Origin of the sequence: Xenorhabdus littoralis (genome assembly GCF_033949345.1) — a bacterium.
In the GTDB taxonomy this organism is placed as follows: Bacteria; Pseudomonadota; Gammaproteobacteria; order Enterobacterales; family Enterobacteriaceae; genus Xenorhabdus; species Xenorhabdus littoralis.
In genome coordinates, this window is sequence record NZ_VCDP01000056.1 from 55,412 (window position 1) to 74,439 (window position 19,028).

Annotated in this window: 13 protein-coding genes and 1 pseudogene; 2 read left to right on the forward strand and 12 right to left on the reverse strand. The window is 39.9% G+C overall.

Going from position 1 to position 19,028, the window contains the following annotated elements; genetic code table 11:
- Positions 1–2: 2 nt before the first annotated feature.
- The 7 genes from fliL to fliF all read right to left on the reverse strand — a co-directional run bounded on the left by fliL (position 3) and on the right by fliF (position 7,462).
- Positions 3–479, reverse strand: a complete 477-nt coding sequence (gene fliL / locus FE394_RS14060; RefSeq protein ID WP_319927005.1) for a flagellar basal body-associated protein FliL — start codon at positions 477–479, stop codon at positions 3–5.
- A 217-nt stretch (positions 480–696) separates the two neighbouring features.
- Entirely contained in the window at positions 697–2,106 is a 1,410-nt protein-coding gene (locus FE394_RS14065) for a flagellar hook-length control protein FliK (protein WP_319926989.1), read from the reverse strand.
- A complete protein-coding gene (gene fliJ, locus FE394_RS14070) occupies positions 2,103–2,549 on the reverse strand; it encodes a flagellar export protein FliJ (RefSeq protein ID WP_319926990.1) in 447 nt (148 codons plus the stop codon). The genes FE394_RS14065 and fliJ overlap by 4 nt, the downstream gene beginning before the upstream one ends.
- Positions 2,550–2,690: 141 nt before the next feature.
- On the reverse strand, positions 2,691–4,055 hold the full coding sequence (gene fliI / locus FE394_RS14075; RefSeq protein ID WP_319926991.1) for a flagellar protein export ATPase FliI: 1,365 nt from the start codon (positions 4,053–4,055) through the stop codon (positions 2,691–2,693).
- Entirely contained in the window at positions 4,055–4,759 is a 705-nt protein-coding gene (fliH, locus tag FE394_RS14080) for a flagellar assembly protein FliH (RefSeq protein WP_319926992.1), read from the reverse strand. Before fliH ends, fliI begins: the two co-directional genes overlap by 1 nt.
- The gene (gene fliG, locus FE394_RS14085; protein ID WP_319926993.1) at positions 4,752–5,744 is read right to left on the reverse strand and encodes a flagellar motor switch protein FliG; all 993 of its coding nucleotides are present in this window, start codon (positions 5,742–5,744) and stop codon (positions 4,752–4,754) included. Before fliG ends, fliH begins: the two co-directional genes overlap by 8 nt.
- The gene (gene fliF / locus FE394_RS14090; protein ID WP_319926994.1) at positions 5,741–7,462 is read right to left on the reverse strand and encodes a flagellar basal-body MS-ring/collar protein FliF; all 1,722 of its coding nucleotides are present in this window, start codon (positions 7,460–7,462) and stop codon (positions 5,741–5,743) included. Before fliF ends, fliG begins: the two co-directional genes overlap by 4 nt.
- Positions 7,463–7,745: 283 nt before the next feature.
- Here fliF and fliE point away from each other — a divergent pair, with 283 nt between their 5' ends.
- Positions 7,746–8,057 carry a flagellar hook-basal body complex protein FliE gene (gene fliE / locus FE394_RS14095; protein WP_319926995.1) on the forward strand — a complete coding sequence of 104 codons (312 nt, stop codon included), beginning with the start codon at positions 7,746–7,748 and terminating at the stop codon, positions 8,055–8,057.
- Between the two features lie 200 nt (positions 8,058–8,257).
- Here the strand turns inward: fliE and FE394_RS14100 are convergent, their stop codons facing one another.
- The 4 genes from FE394_RS14100 to FE394_RS14115 form a co-directional block, all read right to left on the reverse strand.
- On the reverse strand, positions 8,258–9,889 hold the full coding sequence (locus tag FE394_RS14100; protein WP_319926996.1) for a hypothetical protein: 1,632 nt from the start codon (positions 9,887–9,889) through the stop codon (positions 8,258–8,260).
- A gap of 50 nt (positions 9,890–9,939) precedes the next feature.
- On the reverse strand, positions 9,940–11,199 hold the full coding sequence (locus tag FE394_RS14105) for a hypothetical protein (protein ID WP_319926997.1): 1,260 nt from the start codon (positions 11,197–11,199) through the stop codon (positions 9,940–9,942).
- A gap of 94 nt (positions 11,200–11,293) precedes the next feature.
- Positions 11,294–12,991: a hypothetical protein gene (locus FE394_RS14110; protein ID WP_319926998.1), complete on the reverse strand. Its 1,698-nt coding sequence runs from the start codon at positions 12,989–12,991 to the stop codon at positions 11,294–11,296.
- Between the two features lie 105 nt (positions 12,992–13,096).
- The gene (locus FE394_RS14115; RefSeq protein ID WP_319926999.1) at positions 13,097–14,827 is read right to left on the reverse strand and encodes a hypothetical protein; all 1,731 of its coding nucleotides are present in this window, start codon (positions 14,825–14,827) and stop codon (positions 13,097–13,099) included.
- Positions 14,828–15,374: 547 nt separating this feature from the next.
- Here FE394_RS14115 and FE394_RS14120 point away from each other — a divergent pair.
- A pseudogene (locus tag FE394_RS14120) lies at positions 15,375–16,589 on the forward strand (IS4 family transposase).
- A gap of 210 nt (positions 16,590–16,799) precedes the next feature.
- Here the strand turns inward: FE394_RS14120 and FE394_RS14125 are convergent.
- The coding region (locus tag FE394_RS14125; RefSeq protein WP_319927000.1) for an Ig-like domain-containing protein at positions 16,800–19,028 on the reverse strand (2,229 nt) is incomplete at its 5' end.

Consider the following 19,028-nt stretch of genomic DNA (forward strand, 5'->3'; position numbering starts at 1 on the left):
GATTATCGCAGAATAAACGTGGTAAACAACACATCGGTGATTTCCTGATCAGGCTCACCGGGTATTAGTGTCGGCTTTAGTGTCTTTTTGATCTCTGCCACCAAATGCATCTTGCCGTCATCTTTTGCCAGATCAGTCGCTTTCTGGCGGGATAATAACAACAACATACGGCTACGAACTTCTGGCAGATAATCATGGAAACGCTGACGGATCTTTTCGTCAGACAGACGCAATGTGATTCCAACATACAGAACACGATCGAAGTGATCTTCGTTGTCGATCAAGTTGACGGTAAAAGGTTCCAAAGTCATAAATACAGGTGTTTTGATGACTTTTGTTTTCTTTGTACTGTTATTGGCTGACTGGTTCATTGCCCACCAGCTATACCCTCCGATGGCGGCACCAAGAACAGCAATCAATATTAACAGTATCATCCAAATTGGATTTTTGCGTTTATGCTCGTAGCTATAATCAGACATGGACAGACAAATTCCTGTTTTCCGTTGCGGATAAGTCTCCCCGCATTCCATGGCGGATCTTCTTATCCATCAAAATCGATATCAATTATCCCGCGTCTTTGTTCCGGCAATAGCGGGAACAAGCGAGGAAAAAACCATTAACTCACGCGTTTGTTATCGGCCCTGTTTCGTTTTATTACAGTGCATCATGAAATTAGGCGAATAATCCGGTGAATAATCAGGCAAAAGTATCAACACCTCCCCGAGTCGAGGCGAGTTGTTGCGGCGTCATTCTAATGGCTGATGAATGGGAAGTCGCTATTTCTGTTGAGATTATTGAGCTATGACTCTGCGTATCGGCATGGGAATTGGCGTGATCATTAGTCTGATTGTTGAAATGACTGTTGGTATGATGCTCTTGCTGCCAGTTTCCTTGTGCATCACTGTTCACACTACTTTGGGCCAGTTGGATGCCACTTTCCGCCAGAGCATGGCGAAGTCCCGGCAATGCAGCTTCCAGAGCCGCCCGAACATTCTGATGAGCGGAGACAAAATGCATTTGTGCTTGATTGTCTTCAACACTCATCCGGATATGCAGTGCACCTAATTCCTGGGGGTGTAGGCGAAGTTCAGCTTGTTGCAATCCATTCCGGTTAAAGAACAGGACATGCTGATTAAGTTGTTGCTGCCATTCTTCGCTGCCAAGATGGGCGCTCAATAAAGGCGCAGCGGTACTGTTCAACTGAAATTGACCCGTGGATGATTGACTGACTGACAATAGGGGAGTGGCGGGTAATACCGTAGGGGATTCGATAGGCCCCGTTTCGACTGTGGTCGCTGTCAATGCAGGAGCGCCCTGAATTGCTGATTGGAGCAGATTTAAATCCTTACTGCTGTTTGATACTGAATTTTTGGTGAAAGTATTGCCAGACTCAACTTTATCATTAATAGCCGTTTTGACTTTTCCGGCGATTGACTTCCCTGCAATTGGTGCCAATGCAGAGTGAATATTGAAATCGGTGGCTTTATCACTCAGTGCCTTATCTGGTGTAGCAGAAATCTGGCTGCCTTCGCCTGAATCATCCTCGTTGGAATGTTCAGCAATATCGGTATTGGTCAGTCTGATATCTTTGACACTTTTACCCGGTAATGAATGAGCTGCGTTGTTCTTGCTATCCAGCAATTCACCGTCCAGCTCGCCATTTTCCAGCTTGCCATTTTCTGATAATCCATCGACATCTTCAGCAAAAACCACAGAGTTTGCGGGAGGATTGATCAATCCGGCGATTTGAAGCGGAATGATGGCGCTTAATGCTTCGGCTGACAAAAGATCTTCATCTTTCAGAACAGCAAATTCGGCAGCGTCTTCTTGCTGAGTCACTCCTGCCTGTAATTTATTCCCGACTACGGTTTTATCTGACACAGACTGTAACTGCGACCATTCGCCTTTTGCTGTTTTATCAGCGGCAGGTCGTTCTTCTTTCAGACTATTTTTATCTGCCTGCGTTGAAGACTTCCGCATAGAGGCGGTTTCTGCATTGAGAAGTTGCCCAAATTGAGAAGAAGGGTCACCGATTACGGAATTATTCACAGTCGGTTGAATTTTTTCCGTACCTTTTAAATCAGTAGGCAATAGAGTGAGATTCATTGTTTCATTCTCCGTTGTGCACCACGTTGTGCGTACTCATCCATTTGTTTTTGCTCCATGCGATTTTGGTGTAACTTCAAATTATGCTCTGCCCGCTGTTGCAGTGTGTCGAAGGCGTTCAGGCGTTGCTGCTTTTCCTGCCATTGTGACATAGCTTGCTCAAGTCTCTTTTTCCATTGATTGAGCTGTAACTTATGCTGTTCAATTGCCATTTCCAGCGTTTTCATGAACTGCTGATAGTTTTGCCAAGTTGAGCTGGACATGCCGCTACTGAGAGTGTCATTTAAACGGGTACGATATTCATCCTGATAATTCATTAACGCCGTGAGTTGTTGCTCCATTTGCTGATGACTCTGCCGGATTTGTGCAAGTTGTGATGCCGCCTTTTCTGCCGCATTTTGGGCAAGTTCACGCAAAGTCACGAGAGGGAAGTGTTGTTGCATGTATTTCCTCGTTTTAATCACCAAACAGACATAAGCGTTTCTGAATAACATCAATAGCAAACAAAGCTATATCGGCACTGAATCGGTAAACGTTATACCCTTAGCAAAATATTCTTTGGCTAAACTCCTGTAGGCAAAACGTTATATCGGCAATAATTGTTGGAGCTGAGTGCTGGCAACATCGTATTCACTGAGCTCATCAATTCCTTGTTGCAGGAATTGCGCCATATGAGGATAAAGGTCAATCGCTCTGTCCAGTAAGGGATCACTGCCCGCAGCATAAGCGCCAACGTTAATCAAATCGCGGTTGCGTTGGTAACTGGAAAGCAACTGTTTGAAATGCTGTACCCGCCGATAATGGGTATTGTCGATCAGTGCGGTCATGGCACGGCTGATGGAAGCTTCAATATCAATGGCAGGATAGTGACCGGATTCCGCCAATGAACGTGATAGCACGATATGACCATCCAGAATGGCGCGGGCTGCATCGGCAATCGGATCTTGCTGATCATCGCCTTCTGTTAGCACGGTATAAAATGCGGTGATCGAACCGCCGTCGCTGACGCCATTACCCGCCCTTTCTACCAATGCCGGTAATTTGGCAAACACAGAAGGGGGATACCCTTTGGTTGCTGGTGGTTCGCCGATAGCCAGTGCAATTTCACGCTGTGCCATGCTGTAACGCGTCAGGGAATCCATAATCAGCAGAACATGCTTACCGCGATCGCGAAAATCTTCTGCAATGCGCGTCGCATAAGAGGCACCTTGCATCCGCAATAACGGCGAAATGTCGGCAGGGGCGGCGACGACAACTGAACGAGACAGCCCTTCCACGCCCAAAATATTTTCGATAAAGTCCTTAACTTCGCGCCCACGCTCACCAATCAATCCCACGACGATCACATCAGCTTGGGTATAACGCGCCATCATGCCGAGTAACACACTTTTACCGACACCTGAGCCAGCAAACAGGCCCATACGTTGCCCACGCCCCACGGTCAGTAGTGCGTTGATGGCACGAACACCGACATCCAGTACTGTGCTGATAGGCGTTCGTTGCAGGGGATTAAGCGGAGGGGTTGTCAGGGGTGCGCGATAGCCTGTATCAGGTGCAGGCAAACCATCCAGAGGGCGTCCCGCACCATCCAGAACCCTGCCGAGCAATTCAGGCCCCAGTGGCAGACGGCGTCCGCCTCCGGAATCCTGACCATAAGAACGGGCGTAGACGCGGGCTCCCGGTACAATGCCTTCCAGTTCTTCCAATGGCATCAGCAACAGTTTTTCACCATTGAAGCCTACGACTTCGCTTTCAACTTCTTCAATAGTGTTACCGTTCTGACGCTCTATCAGACAGGTTGCACCGAGGGGCATGTGTAAACCCGTGGCTTCCAGTACCAAACCCGTAGCGCGGGTCAGACGTCCGTAGCGGCGTACCTTTGGTGTTTTTTCCAGACGCTTTTCCAATGAATCCAATGTTGCCAGCCAGCGCCCAAGTCTTGCCGTCATCACAATTCTCCCGATGCTGCCAGACGGCACATTTCATGCCAGCGCGTTGCTAAACTGGCGTCCAGATCTCCTTCATCGGCACTGATTTTACAGCCACCCGGATGCAGTTTATTATCCGCGATCAAACGCCAGCCATGCAGAGCTAAAACTTCCCCCAGTTGCTGCTCAACCAGAGGAATATTTTGTGGATGGACACGTAATTGTGGTTTTCCGCTGAACATGGGTTCTTGCTGAATAAATTCACGGATCTGATTCAGCAGGGCAGTACCATCACAAACCGCAGGCTGTCCTAAAATATGGTGAGCAGCCGTCAGTGAAAGTTGCATCAGGCGCGACGCGATAACAGTATCCAGCCCATCCAGTGAATGGCTGAAATCTGTCAGTAATGCTTTCCATTGGTCGATAACAACTTGCTGTTGTTGTCTGGCTTCCTGTAAGCCTTGTTCCAATCCAGCCTGTTGGCCCTCTTGAAACCCTTGCTCATAACCCTGGGCCTGACCCTCTGTAAAGCCTCGTTCCAGTCCCGTCTGACGCGCTTGCTCTTTCAGCTCGTCCAGCATTTTTGCCTGTTTCAGTAGAATCTCTTGTTCGCTGGGTTCCTGTAACTCATCCATTGGTTCCAGTTTTGCCCGCAGCGATTCCCATTGAGTCAATTCTCCCGGCTGCCATAGCTGCCAGTTTCCTTTATTCGACTTATCAGACATAGGTATCGTCACCACCATTCAGGATCATTTCGCCACTTTCTGCCAAACGACGAACCACAAGCAAGATGGTTTTCTGTTCGGCTTCCACTTGAGACATGCGAACCGGGCCACGGCTTGCCAAATCATCACGCATGATTTCAGCAGCACGTTGCGACATATTGTTGAGGAAGTGATCGCGTAATGCTTGGTCGCAACCTTTCAATGCAATAAGCAGGGAATCGGTCGTAACTTCCTGCAACAAGCGCTGGATACTGCGATCGTCCACGTTGATGAGGTTTTCAAACAAGAACATTTCATCAATGATTTTTTGTGCCAGCTCGCCGTCGTAGGTGCGAACTGCATCAATGACGCTTTCTTCCTGCTGGCTTTTCATCAGGTTGATAATTTCTGCCGCAGTACGAATACCACCCATTTTGCTGCGCTTCAGGTTCTGGCCATCCAACAGGTTATTCAGTACTTCGGTCAATTCTGCCAGTGCAGATGGCTGGACACCGCCAAAGGTTGCAATGCGCAGCATCACATCGTTGCGCAGGCGCTCTTCAAACAAGGCGAGGATATCGGCAGCCTGACCACGGCTCAGGTGAACCAGAATGGTGGCAATGATCTGCGGATGTTCATCACGGATCACATCGGCCGCCATTTGTGGCTCCATAAAGTTGAGGGTTTCAATGCCCGTAGTGGTATCGCGGGATTCAAGAATATCCTCAAGCAGGCTGGAAGCCCGTTCCTCGCCCAATGCTTTGATCAGTACGCTGCGCAGATAGTCGTTGGCGTTGATGCTGAGGGCAGCATATTGCCCTGCGTCTTCTTCAAACTCAGCCAGCACGTCAACCAGTTGCTGGTTGGAGACTTGTCTCATTCCCGCCATCACCACACTGAGTTGTTGTACTTCACGGGAATTCAGGTGCTTGAACACCTCGGCCGCCTGATCTTCTCCCAGGGTCATTAACATGACGGCACTTCTTTCTGTTCCTGTCAGACTCATTGTTCGTTACTCATCCATTGGCGGATCACCAGCGCGACGACGCGAGGATCTTTTTCTGCAAGTTCACGGATACGCTGGCTCTGAAGCTCAGCATTAACACGTTGGCGAGCCAGCTTACGGCGCGTTTTTTCGTCCATTTCAGTATTGGCTTCAGTTTGCTGTTTCTGCTGGTTTTTCTGTGCTTCCAGTGCGGCTTTTTCCGAAGCACGTTTTTTGGCAATTTGTGGCACGACCATCTTACGCCACAGCAACCATGCAGCCAGCACCAACAGTAACCAACGGCCCGCATCCAACAATTTTTCCAGCAGGACAGGGTGCTGCCAGAATGGCAGGGTTTCTACCACTTCAGATGTATCATTGAACGGCGTATTGACCACGTTCAGACTATCGCCACGGTTAGCAGAAAAGCCCATTGCTTCACGGGTCAGCGCTTCGATCTGAGCTAACTGTTCTGGTGTCAGAGCTTTTGTTTCAGGGCCATTTTCTCCCTGAACGGTGGCATAGTTGACTACAACGGCAACCGAAAGACGATCCACTGCGCCAGCTTGTAATTGAGTGTGGCGAATGGTGCGATCCACTTCATAGTTAGTGGTTTCGTCATAACGATTATTACGGTTGTTGCTTACCATGCGCTCATAGCTATTGTTTCTGTTATTGCTATTCGCGTTATTGCGATTTTGATTGGACTTTTCGTCCCCATTGTCTTTATTGTCTTTGGCGTTTGGTTTCTCAATTGGAGCACTTGGCGCAGCACTCGGCTGATTCGACAATGCCCCCGGAACACCGCCTACCAATGGCCCGCCGCTTTGCTCGCTGGAACTGTTCTGTTTCGAGCGAACAGCCGCCTGATTTGGGGGCTGATTAGGTTTATATTCTTCCGCCGTTTCTTCACGGCGAGAGAAATCAATTTGTGCCGTTACCTGCGCGTGGACATTGCTGCGCCCGACTACAGGAGCCAGAATGGTTTCAATGCGATGCTGGAAACGATTTTCCACTTCCTGCGTATATTTCAATTGAGTGGTATTCAAATCGCGGCCAGTGGCATCGGCTTGTGTCAGCAGGCGTCCTGATTGATCCACAATCGTGACTTTACCTGCCGGCAAACCGGCAACACTACTTGAAACCATATGCACGATGGCATTGATTTGCCCTTCATCCAGAACACGGCCTTGCAGTAATCCGACAGTGACGGAGGCTGATGGTGATTTTTGTTCACGAACGAACAGGGAGGGTTTTGGCAGAGCCAGATGGACACGGGCACTCTGAACCGGGCCGAGTGATTCAACGGTACGAGCCAACTCGCCTTCCAATGCGCGCTGGTAATTTACCTGTTCACTGAACTGGCTGATGCCGAATTTCTCTTTATCCAAGAGTTCGAAACCCGCAGCTCCCCCTTTGGGTAATCCTTGTTGTGCCAGTTTCAGGCGAGTTTCATGTACCTTTTCGGCCTGTATCATGATGGCAGACCCATTTTCGGCGAAACGGTAAGGAACATTCATCTGGGATAATTGCGTAACGATTTCGCCCCCATCCTTATCGCTCAGATTGCTGTAAAGCACCCGATAATCGGGACTGCGCAACCAGAGAAAAAGGGCGATGACGATAGCGATGGCAGCGGAGCCAGCAACTAATAACGGAACTTTGGGATCAGCTTTTATCCTGCTGATGATAGCGCTGAAACCTTTATTTTGGTTTTCAACGTCGTTTGTTGCACTCATAGACGATCCTTGCCTTGCTGGTCAACATGAATACTAAAAGCGTGGCGTAACAAAACAGACTCCCCATACGCAAGCGAAAAGATTCTTCCTATTATTAATTCCATCATTATTTGCTGTTAACACCTTTTTTAATGGCACAATAAGCTTTGAATTTTTACTTCAATTACCCGCTTTAGTTTGGAGAGGCTATGTTACGGTGACAGCGTGGAAAATTGTCAACCAGCCCACGGCTAATATGGCACTTAATCACGTAATCAATAGGGTGATTTAACGCGAGGTTTTTATGTCAATTCAGGCAATTGAAGGTGTACTGCAACAGATGCAGACTCAGGCATTGCAAGCAGCAAACATTGCCAAACCCATGCCGGTGCAGGGTGGTTTCGCCAGTCAGCTTACTGCCGCAGTAGAAAAAATAAACCATACCCGCTTAAATGCGGTTAAACAGGCTCAGGATTTCACACTGGGAGCACCGGGTGTAGAGCTAAATGATGTGATGGTTAATATGCAGAAATCGAGCATTTCTCTGCAAATGGGTATTCAGGTAAGGAACAAACTGGTCAGTGCGTATCACGAGATTATGAATATGCAAGTGTGATGGGGGCACATATGGGCAATTGTGTTCTCACCAGCTCTTAAAACTCAGGGGGCTGCTGGGGGAGAGTATCTCCTTAATTTACGAGATATCTTACTTCCAAGGCTATAACTCGAATGTAACATAGCTTAGAATCTATCCCATTAGGTTATTTTATGTATCATAACTCCTATAGAGATAGACTCTAAGTATGATTCTGGTCATCAATCGGATGTTATAATTTGATTTTGCCAATAATTACTGTATGTCTTCTCTTGAGTAACAGGATCGATTGTATAATATTCAAAATAAATCATTCCGGCCCCACCTGATTGGTAGGCTTTGACGTCGTTAAGTTCAGGAGAGTCAATTTTAATAACAACAGTTGCCAATTTTCCTTGTGGATTATCTGGGGTATGAATTGGACTAAGTTTAAATATCCTATTAAAGTTTTGGTTCCCCGATCTGACATACATTCTGAAGTATATTTCTTTACCCCAAATTGGATAAGATTGATCATTTTCATCATTAGTACACATTATTTTTGCACATAACTGATATCCGCTTACTGGGGCATTAGAGATATCTATTTGTATAATATCTTCATTGTTTTCTTTTTTTTCATCATCAGAGCGTTCAAGTTTAGGATCATTTTTAATATCAGCAAAGCTTGAGAAAATAATAGGAGTATTCCATATTCTTTTGACATTGGAATTAGGTGAAGTCAGTTCGCCTCCTATGTATTCAACTCCTTGAACATCTGAATATAGACCATTGCCAAAATTTGGTGCTATTATATAATAAAATATTGATTTTTTTTCATTTGGAAAAATATCTCTTCGCATCAAAAATGAATAATCAGAACTATCTGAATCACCCGCATCTATAACATCGGAAATTTTTTTGACAGGGAGTATTAATCCAGTAGGGTCAAGAGTTCCATCTCCTTTCTTTTTATTGAAAAACAGAACATTATCTGTCCTTGATGCATTGGTATAAGAGTTAATCTGAGCTTCAAAAGATTTACGCCCATCACCTTCTAATGAATCCCCATATAGTTCAGGTAATTCTGGAGGGGCAAGTAATTTTTCACTGCTTGGTGGAAGAACAGAAATCATGTATATAGGGCCAGAACGGTATTCAGTAACGCCTTCCACTTTACTTATTATATCTATGACAGCAGGTGTATCCATAATTGGATAAACACGAAATTTTATATTTCCATCTTTATCACTATTGATAGTTATTTCAATTTTATCATCATTGAGAATTGGTTTCAGGATTTGAGGTTTTTGATTTGTATTGTCAGGTTCAGTTGTAATTATGATATTTTTTTCAATATCTTCTGTGTTTTTAGAGTAAATTTGGACAGGAGTATTCCTGAGTAATTGACCGCTGGTATCAAATAATGTAGTAAAATATTGAATATAATGGTCGGTGTTATTATCTACATTATTGTTATTATTTGGAGTGACACAAACACTCTTGTTTTTATTTAATTGAATTGAACTTTTGACTAAATCCTTTGCGTAATATTTTATCTTCTTCTCAATACCAGTAAGAGTAAAACTTATTTCATCTCCTGAATTTAATGAATCTGCACTATTAACAATGCATAACATTCTCATATTATAGGATTTACTATCCAGTTGAGTATTGATGTGATTGATAATTTCCATATATTCAAAGCCAATGCTATCCTTTATTTCTACATTAAATGATTTAGGAAGAGGCATTTGAGGTATTAGTTCTATGTCAAGATAAAACTTATGGCCAATAGTCACATCAGCTCCATTTTTAACGGATAAGTCTAAATTTCTATCTGTAAAGATTACGTTGAAATCGTTATATAACATATTTTACCTCGTCTAAGGTTTATTGTTTATATAATCTTTATAAAATAAAATCACCATATTCCAGACCAAGTTATACCATTTGGGCAAGAATCTTCTGTTGCTTCCCCACCTGGTCGTATTGTATGCACATAAGCATGCCAAATGTTTCCATAAGAAATAGCACCATAGTAATTGACTTCATAGTCAAAATAGATATCTCCATTTTCTATATGACCAATATATTTAAAAGGAATACCAAACAGCAAAGTTGCTGTGTCACCATCATCCGGTTGAGTTGGCATTAATTTTAACTTGGATTCATAAACAGTATTTTGATAATTATGGGTATATAATTTCAATGTAACCTTCGCCCCAAAGGGAACTTTTGTTTTATCTAGATAATCATTTGTTCCTATTATTTTAACGAATAAACCTTCATGGTGCGGGTTATTGCATCGATAGCTCACATCTTGTTCAATAATTGAATCATTGATAATATTGTTGTTATCATCATAACCCGCACTGTTGTACACTATGCAGCTATCATAGATTCTTTTTAAATTATCAATAGGTTGGTTATATCCCCCACCAGGATAGATTATACTTTGTGGATACGCAGAACGAGCTGAGCCAAACTCATCTACGACAGTATAATAAAAATCAGATGCCTCATTTTCTTTAAGTAAATTATAAAGGAATTTGACAGAACTATTTCCTAATTCATCTGTATTTTCAACATAAAATGATTTATTAACATAGAGATTATTAATAAAATAGAGTATTGTATCATTTGGTTTGGCACCAGGATAGTTTTGAACGATAAGAGTAAAAAAATTCGAATCGGGATTTACTGATAAACTACCGTTATCGCCAATAATATCAGGTGAAGGAAGGCTGATATCTTTATTGTTATTATTGTCTATAATATAAATTTTATTATTTGAAGATATGCGGCTTGTTACATCTATCACCATAGAGTCAACTTGAAATATTATTGGTGTTGATTTTTTAGGATAAATATAAAAAATCAATTCGCCATTTATATTGGATATAATAGAAAAATATTTAAAATTAGAGATTGGATTTTTAATGGTAACAGGCGTTATATTATCTTCCTTATAAATTCTGACTTTGTCAAAATAAGAGTTTTCTTTTTCAATAATAGCAACAGGTATATCAGGCAATGGCTTTCCGTCTTGATCTCTAATCAGTGCAATTGCTTTAATGTAATTATTGTTGGAGGGAGGGTTATCATGATCTAATAGTTGAAATATATCCTTTTCAAAGTAAATGGATAAGGATTGTTCATCTATTGAAATATTACTTTTCATTTTATTTCCTTTTTTATATTAAATTGATATTCTTGTTTTTATGCAGATGATTTTTATTTCAATAGTAAGTTTTCACTTAAGGATAAAAGTATCTTCAGTGATTAGGTAAAGGATCACATCCATCATTATCATCTTGATTTGGTAATACAGTGTTGATCTTAGTGCTCCATTTTTTCCCATATGTTTTAGAGCCATCACTGTTCTCAGTATAATAATCAAAAGTCAGCGAGCCTAACTCTCCAGAAAATGAGGGGCCAGCTCGGTTAATATCACAATAAGGGATCGTAATTAGAACATGACCTGTTTGTTTTCCTGAATCAGTGACAGATGGTAACTGGAATGGGTAACTGACATGAGTATTTCTGGATGTTGGTGTTTTCACGTATACATTTATATGTCCACTACTTCCGAGTGGTGGTAAATCTTTATTGTTTGTATCATTGGTTCCCATAATGACAACATATAATCCTTCAGCATCTTTTCCTGATTTTGTTTTTTGGTTTATCATGCTAAGAATAATACCATGCCACTCAAATGTTTCATTCTCATTATTGTATACATTAATGGGAATTGTAGCATAACTGGTATATACTTTAACTTTATCGTAGGTTTCGTCATTCGATGAGTCACCCTCACCTATATATGTAAAGATCCTTGTCATAGAATATCTATACTCCTGACTTTCAGGAGCAATCAAATAATAAATCTTCATGGATTTATTAATCAGTAGTTGGTCATATGAAAAATACATGGGAGTCGTATCTAAATTTTCTATATTCCCGAGGTTATATATGGGATTAAGTTGAATAGGTCTGTCATATTGTTCAAATCCTTGCATGAAAAATATTAAAGAATCTGTATTTTTCCATCCTGGATAAGAATCCACATATACTTCCATTACTTTAGTTCCTGGGAGTTTTTCAATTTTCCCATTCGCTATCCCAGATATTTTAGGCGCATTAGGACCGAATGGTGAATTTCGTTCTGCATTGAAAATATATATAGAGGCTGCATAATTAGTCGCAGTCACATTCAATATTTGAGTGTCAAAATCAATTCTAACAGAGGTATCCTTTATTGGATAAACACGAAATTTTATATCTCCGTTTACATCACTATTTATAGTAAAAAAATCAAAGTTACTTTCGCTTTGCGTTGTTATTTTTTGAGAAATTCCACCTTGACTTGGTTCTGTTCCTATATGTACAAGCTCTTTACCTTGACCATGAGGGTAGATTTGGCCTGAAAGTTCGGATGATACGATTACTTGTGTATTTCTTAACGGTTTTCCATTATAGTCAAGTGCTTTTGAATAGTATGTAATATATGACATTCCAGTGCCAGCTGGATTATTTTCTTTGGGTGGTTCAATATATTCATTGTTATTAATAGTGTTTAGTTTAATAAGGCTATCTGATTTAATCTTCTTAGTTGTATAATTTATTTTTAGAGGACTGATTTTATTATAATGGCTATTTCCTGATATGGCATAAATAGTATAACTAATTGATGTTTCTGGTAGTAATTTATCATTTATTTTCAATAAAAACACAGAGCTTCCAAAGTTTTTAGTATCTGATAATTTCCAATCATGTAGTCTTTGTTCAATAATATGATTTTTATTAGTTTCTATTGATATACCACTAATGTTAGAAATTACATTTGGATCCGCGATGAGGGACACGGTTAAATAACAAGTTTGACCAATAGCAACATCAGCTCCATTAGGTATTGAGACACAAAATTCACCGGGGAGACATAAACTGTTTATTTCTTTTATATTATTTTTCATGGTTATTAGTTTCCATAGCCTATTTTAAATGAAATTATTTCTACATTATCTATATAAATAGATAATGTAGAATATATTAATTATTTTATGTAATATTTAATTTTATTAATGTGGGCAACCGTCCTCATTTATATTAATAGCAGTATTCGCTGTGCCTATTGTGGTTTTCCATTTTTTGCTGCTTTGAGTGACTCCAGCATATTCAATTGAATAAATAAAAGAAATTGTTGCTGGAGTGCCATCATCCCATGAACTTACTCGGGTCAAATCACAATATGGGATTTGGAATGTGTGGTAATGATTTATAGCATCGGATAATGTAACTGACGGGTAAGATTTCTTCGCTGGCCTTGTAGCTGAATCTATTTTTATAGATAAAGTGCACTGAGAGCCTATAGGTGGAAGTCCATTAATTTGATCAGTGCTATTTTTTGCTATTTTTACAACGACATATAAACCAGTAGGAGCTGTATTTGTGATAGGTATTGATGTTTTTATATATTGATTTATCATATCAATTGTAATTAGACGGTTGTCATACACGCGATCATTATGTTGATCATTAGGATCAAATTCATTGGAGTTTGGTGAATAACTGGAATATACTTCAACCTCTATATAAACACCATTGTCATCAGGGTTGTCATTACCACCTGTTGGGTCGCCAATATATGTAAGATTTGATGTCATGGAATAAAGGGCATCCTGGCCAAGAGGTGAAATCAAATAATAGAGCTGTACAGATTTATCAAGAGGTAGTTGACTATATGTAAAATTGAAGGGATAACCATAAAAGCTGTCTTTACGACTAATTTTATATATAGGTTTGAGGCGAATTGCTTTGTCATTTTTTTCAAATCCTTTAATAAAAAATATTAGAGAATCTGTACTGCGATGACTATCATACGTAACAATTCCAACTTCCATGTTATCAGTATCTGGGGTTTTTTGAAGTCTTCCTTTTTCGTCTATATTATAGATATTTGGAGACGATGGGCCAAATGGATCATTAGTGGGATTTTCAGCGTTAAAAATATATGCAGATGCCGCATAACTAAAAGGTGTTACACTTAATATCCCTGTTTTTAAATCAATTCTTGCAGATATATATTCTTGGGGGTATACACCAAACTTTATTTCACCACTTTCGTTAGTATTAATAAGGAAATAGTCTATTTCGTTGTCTCTGATAGTGGTTATCGGTACAGGGCTTCCAGTATCTGGTTGTGTTCCTATCTTTACAAGAACCTTATCTGAACTATCAGAATAAATTTGATTTTGTAATTCTGATGCAACTACAACTTGAACACCTTTTAATATATTTCCATGTATATCAGTTAGTTTAGCAGAGTATATAATATGTGGATTATTTGCTGATACAGGATTATCTTTTTCTGGCGGTTGGATATAGTTATCATCAGTATTTAAGGTAATAATGTTCTTAAGATCTATTTTTTTAACTGTATATGTAATTGGTGTTGGTGTATAATTTGCTACTGCTGTAGTTCCCTTTTCATCAGACCAAAGATGAACAGTATAAGGAATATTCGTTTTTTCTGCTACTTCATTGTTAACACTAAACTGAATTTCCATAGAAGCGTTACGGAGTCCTACATTTACTCCTTGAGATGATCTCCAGCTAGCATAGCTAGTTGCAGTATTATCAATTACTATTGTTACTTTTTTAATATTTTTTAGTAAACTGATGTTTGTTGCTGTTATAGTTATATTAATGTAGCTCGTCTGTCCAGCTATAATATCAGATTGATCTGGTATTGTTGTGGTAACAGAATAATCGTTTTTATTGCTTTTGAATACGTTATTTTTAATAGTCATTTTAATGCCTCATAATTTATTTTTTCTTGTGATTTTGATTTAAGAATAGCGATAATTTAAGAATTCAATAAAATTATTTTATAGATTTATAATTTTCTATATGCGTAATTATAAAGAACAATAAACTCAATCTGAGAGAAATCAAAAGCAGTTTTTGAACAAAAATTATTTGGCACCCTATCTAAGATAGAAAAAATGCTCAATTAATTTCGTTAAATTACCATATGGTTGTATATTTAAACCATATGCATAAAAATAAATTGCTTATGATCTTGTCTTTTAACCATAGAAAGATTAAATGAATATCGTAAATTTAGATAATGAAAAATAGTTATCAATTGATAATATTCTTTTATTTAACTAAGTGATATTTAATCTTTAAAACCATTAAGATATATTTATTTTCCATATGAAAGGTTTAAAACCACCGTCTTTAGACGGCTGTCTCTTATACAGAAGTCCTTCACTTGATGTGAAGGATTTTTTTTGAACTAAATACTCTTCTCGTGATCAGATCTTCAACGTGTTCAACTTGAGGATTTCTGTAATGATTAAAAGCCATATTGAATGGGCTAAAGCGCAATTTGGCCATGCTGAACTTGGTGACCCAAGAAGAGCCGCAAGACTCGTCAAAATGGCTTCAGAGTTAGCCCAACATCCCAGCAAATCCGTGGTTAAATCTTCATTATCTCCCGCCAGTATGGAAGGTGCTTATCGATTCATACGCAATGACAGTATTGCATCGAAAGATGTTGCTGAGGCGGGATTTACTGCAACGGCAAATCAAATCGAGCAATACCCATTACTCTTTGCTTTGGAAGACACCACGACGTTGAGCTACCAACATTATTCGATACGAAAAGAATTAGGGCATGTGAATCAAGGCCATCGTTGGCGAGGATTTTTCGCCCACAGCATTTTGTTATATGCGCCAAATGAAAATGACATTATGGGGTTGATTGAACCACAACGATGGACAAGAGACATAAAAACTCGCGGCATTCGTCGTCATCATCTTAAACGCCCCTATGAAGAAAAAGAAGGGTATAAATGGGAAAGGGCATCAAGAAATATGGCTTCTCGTTTAGGGGATGCAATGGCAAATATTATTTCTGTCTGTGATCGTGAAGCAGATATTTATGACTATTTAATCTATAAAGTATCGAATAACCAACGTTTTGTGGTTCGTTCAATGATGAGTAGACACCTCATTGAAGACTCAAATAAATTATATCAATTTTCCTCCGAGCTTAAGCGTGTCGGGCAACGACAAATACGGTTAGCTCAAAGAGGGGGCGGAAGGCAAAAATTGTGACTCTTGATATAAAATATGCGCCTGTCACATTGAAAACCCCGTCCAATAGAAAGGGGAATGCAATCCCTCTCTACTATGTAGGCTGCTCAGGAATAGGGAGTGAGGATAAGCAGCTCATTTGGCATATTTTAACGAATGAGCCGATCAATAATAAAGATGATGCCCTTAAAATCGTGGGTTATTACGAAAAACGCGGGCTCATCGAGGAATATCATAAAATCTGGAAAAGCGAAGGGACTCATGTAGAAAAACTAAGAGTTCAAAGCAAATCCTGAAACCCCACCTACGGCTAAATAGGCTTACGAGCACCTTGCCAAATTAGGCGGTTGGAAAAATAGCAAGCAAAATGGTAGAGCCTCAGTCAAAACGTTGTGGGAAGGATGGCTAAGGTTACAAACCATCCTTGAAGGTTATGAGCTGGCACGATCTATCGAGCAAGACTTGTGATCAAGAGACAGCCTCCTGTGGCGGTGGTCAGCAGCAGGTTTTGTCTCTGCCTTATTGGCTTTTAGGTTTTAAAGTAACAGAAGTGGCAGAGACTTTTTTAGGGATTTTAGTACACCCCTCTGGGCTAAATCAATGCCGCCTTCATAGAAGGCGGACTTTTACTGTGACAATCCCACAAGAAATTTTTCAGAATATGATTTTTTATAGTTGCTAAGGGAAATAACTCACAATACAAAGTAAATAACCATACAATTCATTTTCATTGACTATTAAGTGATCTTTTTTGATATCATAAGTAAATGAGCCTTGACTTGTATTTTTATATTTTGCAATAATTTTTGAAGTTACTGGTGGGAATGGAGTAACTGAATCAAGAAGTCCCCAATCATAACTATGTGGGAATTCATTGTTTAAGGAGTATTTACTATTTTCACTAATACCTATATCAACTTCATTAACGTCACGCAAACCAGTTACATAAGGATCTACACATGTAGGGTTACTGTTTTGATCCACAATTCCGCTGGGGTAATTGCCTTGAATAATCTGCGGTCGGACTAGATTTTTAATCCAAAAAGAATATTTATAAGCATATTTAGCATTATTGACTCTTCGAATAGTTATAGAGGTCTTTATACTATTCTGAGCAGGATTGCCTATAGGTATTTCTCCTGTAGTCGTATCTATGGTATTAAAATCATTGTTATCATCACCAAAGCCTAAGGACTCAATAATTTTTCCACCTTCCGCCATAACGTCTTTCTTTATTGATAAATCGAATAATTTTATGTACATATTACTAAATGAATTACTAGGCCTATTTTGATCTTCAAATATTTTACTTTTCTTAATTGTTATACCATCAGCTTCTTTTACATAGACAATAATCCCCGCTGGTTTAACCGGCGTGTCAAAAGCAACAGAGTGATCTGCTTCCTTCGAGTCAGTTTTTCCTTCTCCCGCTGGTACAGTTAATTTTATCATTAGACCGTCAGTTACCTGACCATTCTTAATATCACCAATACCAACCTGACTGCTTAATTTAGCCGTGATCACACCATTTTTTACTGTATTGTCACTGGTTATTATCCACTCAGGTTTACCATTATAACCATTGGGAGTTTGTTCTGTGGCCCATGTGGCATCCACTTTATACCCATCAGGCAGTTCTGTATTAGGTGCATCGGACTTAACAATTTTTGCAGTATAGATATATTGATTGGCACTACCACCCATGATGGGTTGACTAGGATCAAATTCAACATGAAGACTGTCTATCTTTAAATTCTCCGCCGGTTTTGCAAAACTCACAGGATCAGCACACTGTTCTGTAGAAGGAATTCCAGTGGAATTTTTATCGACTACCGCCAGACAGACTACAGCATCTGTTACTACAGGATCTAATTGGCTGCTCATTAGTTGAACTTGTAATGTTCCATCTGGTTTAACAGTAACGTCTCCTGTTTCTGATAACCAAGTATTTTTGGGTTCAGTACCATCAGCCAGAGGTTTTAATCGCCATTTAAATTTAATATCTTGCTCTGTATAAATAGCGTTGTTATCAGGAAGGTATACTTTTGCAGTATAGTGGTAAGCGTGATCAGGATGTTTATCCGCATCAGCAATTACATTTCCACTGGCTGGTATAAACGTCGGTTTATGAATTATTGGCCATCCGAACTCTAGGGGAGTTTTGGTTTCTTTTGTTCCTACTCCATCTACTGAAGCCACAACTATCACGTTTTGATTAACCTGAGAACTTGTCAATAGGGTAGTAGCTTCACCACTATTGTTGGTAGTGCTGATTTTAGGATTGAATGTTAAACCTTGTTGGCTGGTGTCTTTTATAGACCAGTTAACTTGTTTATTAGGCTCAGCCTCACTTGTGGCATCAGTCACTTTGATCGTAAGGGTGTAGGCTTTATTTACCAATATCGCTGTTGTTGGCGAAACATCTATTTCTGACATTTGTTCCGGCTTAAAGGATACTACCTGTTTTTTATCTACAAAAACAGGAGAATGCCCTTCAATAGAGAGTGAAACCAAGACATCATCTACCTTATCTTTACTGCTCAGCTTGGCTATTAATTCCCCTGCTTCGCTTGTAGTTACAGTTCCCGCATTTGTTGGTGTTAAAATTAGTCCTGCAACATCCTTTATATTTTTGTCCCACTTTACATTAGCGACTTCTTTTTTACGCAAAATATTGCCATTTTCATCTATGATAATTGCTTTATAGGTATATTCTTGCTTGCCATCTGCTGTTAAAAATGGTTTTTGTGGTTCAATATTGAATTCTTTAATTTTGTAGTCCTTGGGGTTTATGGTAAAGGAAACAGGATGTTGAGCATGAACAAAGCCTTGCCCTTCAAGAGAGAGTGAAACCAGTAAATCTTTTATGGCTTCTTGACTGGTCAATTTCGCAATTAGCTGTCCCTG

Coding starts and splice junctions, on each gene's coding strand:
- fliL (WP_319927005.1), bottom strand. CDS start 479: ATGTCTGATTATAGCTACGAGCATAAACGCAAAAATCCAATTTGGATG.
- FE394_RS14065 (WP_319926989.1), bottom strand. CDS start 2,106: ATGAATCTCACTCTATTGCCTACTGATTTAAAAGGTACGGAAAAAATT.
- fliJ (WP_319926990.1), bottom strand. CDS start 2,549: ATGCAACAACACTTCCCTCTCGTGACTTTGCGTGAACTTGCCCAAAAT.
- fliI (WP_319926991.1), bottom strand. CDS start 4,055: ATGACGGCAAGACTTGGGCGCTGGCTGGCAACATTGGATTCATTGGAA.
- fliH (WP_319926992.1), bottom strand. CDS start 4,759: ATGTCTGATAAGTCGAATAAAGGAAACTGGCAGCTATGGCAGCCGGGA.
- fliG (WP_319926993.1), bottom strand. CDS start 5,744: ATGAGTCTGACAGGAACAGAAAGAAGTGCCGTCATGTTAATGACCCTG.
- fliF (WP_319926994.1), bottom strand. CDS start 7,462: ATGAGTGCAACAAACGACGTTGAAAACCAAAATAAAGGTTTCAGCGCT.
- fliE (WP_319926995.1), top strand. CDS start 7,746: ATGTCAATTCAGGCAATTGAAGGTGTACTGCAACAGATGCAGACTCAG.
- FE394_RS14100 (WP_319926996.1), bottom strand. CDS start 9,889: ATGTTATATAACGATTTCAACGTAATCTTTACAGATAGAAATTTAGAC.
- FE394_RS14105 (WP_319926997.1), bottom strand. CDS start 11,199: ATGAAAAGTAATATTTCAATAGATGAACAATCCTTATCCATTTACTTT.
- FE394_RS14110 (WP_319926998.1), bottom strand. CDS start 12,991: ATGAAAAATAATATAAAAGAAATAAACAGTTTATGTCTCCCCGGTGAA.
- FE394_RS14115 (WP_319926999.1), bottom strand. CDS start 14,827: ATGACTATTAAAAATAACGTATTCAAAAGCAATAAAAACGATTATTCT.